Source organism: Sphaerisporangium sp. NPDC088356, assembly GCF_040685555.1.
In the GTDB taxonomy this organism is placed as follows: Bacteria; Actinomycetota; Actinomycetes; order Streptosporangiales; family Streptosporangiaceae; genus Sphaerisporangium.
On record NZ_JBFBIK010000259.1, the window covers coordinates 1 to 2,090 of the forward strand.

General features: G+C 68.9%; 1 protein-coding gene. It reads right to left on the minus strand.

The window, feature by feature from the left end; translation table 11 throughout:
- Positions 1–1,819: BMP family ABC transporter substrate-binding protein (locus AB0O34_RS36700; protein ID WP_363923600.1), on the minus strand; the 1,819-nt coding region annotated here is incomplete at its 3' end.
- Positions 1,820–2,090 lie beyond the last annotated feature (271 nt).

Genomic DNA, 2,090 nt, shown 5'->3' on the forward strand with positions numbered 1-2,090 from the left:
TGCGGGCCTCGTCGCCTTCGGCGCCGATGACCCGCCCGCCGGCCGCCTTGGCGGCCTGCATGACACCGAGGTTGGAGCCGCCCGCCGCCTGGAAGAGAACATCGGCGCCCGCGCCGAACATGCCGGTCGCGACGAGCTTGCCCTTGGCGGGGTCGTCGAACCCGCTGAAGTCCGGATAGCGGCTCACGTACTTGACGTCGATCCTGATGTCCGGCTTGACCGACTTGGCACCCGCGACGAATCCCGTGGCGGCTCTTTCGATGGGGCCCCCGTCGTTGACCGCGCCGACGAAGCCCACGCGCCCCTTGTTCGACTTCAGTGCTGCCGCCACACCGGCGAGGAACCCGCCTTCCTGCTCGGCGAAGACGAGGTTCGTAACGTTGCTTCCGGCCGCCTCCCCGTCGACGATCGCGAACTTGGTGCCCGGGAACTCGGCCGCGACGCTCCTGACCGCTTCGGAGTACGGAAAGCCGATCGCGATGATCGGGTTGTGTCCGCCCCGGGCGAGCCCCCGCAGCCGTTGTACCTTTTGCTCTTCCGTCTCACCAGCGCCCGCCGCCAACTCCTTGACCTCGCGTACGCCGAGCTCCTTCTTCGCACGTTCGAGGCCCTGCGCGGCCGAGTCGTTGAACCACAGATCGCCCCGGCCGCCGACATCCCAGGCGATACCGACCTTGTCCAGCTTGTTGACGACGGCGGAGGAAGAGGTGCCTCGGCTGGAAGGAGTGGTGGAGGAAGCGGCAGGGGTGGAGGTGTGGTTGACAGGCGATTTCCAGAGCCAGATGCCGGCCGTGACCGCGAGGGCGAGCAGCACGCTCAGCAGGGGGACTGTCGCTCGCGACACGCCGCGCCGGGAGCGGCCGGTCTCCGATGAACTGCCGGTCGTCCCCGCAGTGGTGACGGCCGCCGCCGCGTGCGGCGCGGTCTCGTGCGCCGAAACCGGCAAGGCGGAGGCGGCGGAGGGCGATGCACGGGCCGGCTCGGCGGTTGCCGCCCCAGGCGGCCGGGCGGCGCCATGGCCCACCAACTGGAGCATGATCTCGGCGGCGGTCGGCCTGACCTGCGGAGTCTTGACCAGGCATTGGCCGAGCAGTGCACGCAGCGACTCAGGCACCTCGCTGAGGTCGGGTTCTGTGCTGAGGACGGCGTGCAGAACGGCCGGAACGCTCGCGCCGCCGAAGGCGAGACGGCCGGTGGCCGCGAAGACCATGGTCACCGCCCAGCTGAACACGTCGGCCGGTGGGCCGACCTGCTCGTTGGCGATCTGTTCGGGCGCCATGTACGCCGGGGTGCCGGCCACGCCGCTGCTGGTGACCGTGAAGGAGTCGAGGGCGCGAGCGATGCCGAAGTCGATCACGCGCGGCCCATCGGAGCCGAGCAGCACGTTGCTGGGTTTGAAGTCGCGATGCACGACGCCCGCTTGGTGGATCGCGGCCAGTGTGCCGGCCGTGCCCAGCGCCAGTCGTACCAACTCGTCGCCTGTGAGCGGCCCGCGTTCCCGGACCCGTTGCTCCAGCGAGACCCCCTCGACGTACTCGCTGACGATATAGGGCCGCTGATCCGCCGTACCGACCTCGATGACCCGTGCCGTGGAAAAGGTCGCCACCCGCCGCGCGGTGGCGACCTCGCGCAGAAACCTGCGCTGCGCGTTCTGGTCCATCGCCTGGTGTGCGTGCAGGACCTTGATGGCGACCCGGTCCCCTGCGGGCGACTCGGCGAGGTACACCGTTCCCTGACCGCCCTGACCGATGCGGCCGAGCACTCTGTAGTCGCCGAACTGGTCGGGCTCACCGGAGCGTAATGGAGATAGGTCAGGCATATACGCCTCCAGCGTCTCGATCCGACGATAGAGGATCCCGTGAAAGTCGCGCGAGGAGGCGGCGGCACACCGGCCGGAGCCTACGCTCATCCAGCTCCTGTCCACCAACGTCAGCGGCATCATCAGCAAAGCCAAGCTCGACGGCCGGGAGCCCTGGGCCCGGTCCCCGCCCCCCGTGGGGGTCGCGGGGCGTGGCTTCGGCGCGATCGCTTCTAATACTCCAGCTGTAGATCGTGATCTTCATGCCTTGGTGGCTTGTCGTTGGTAGTGA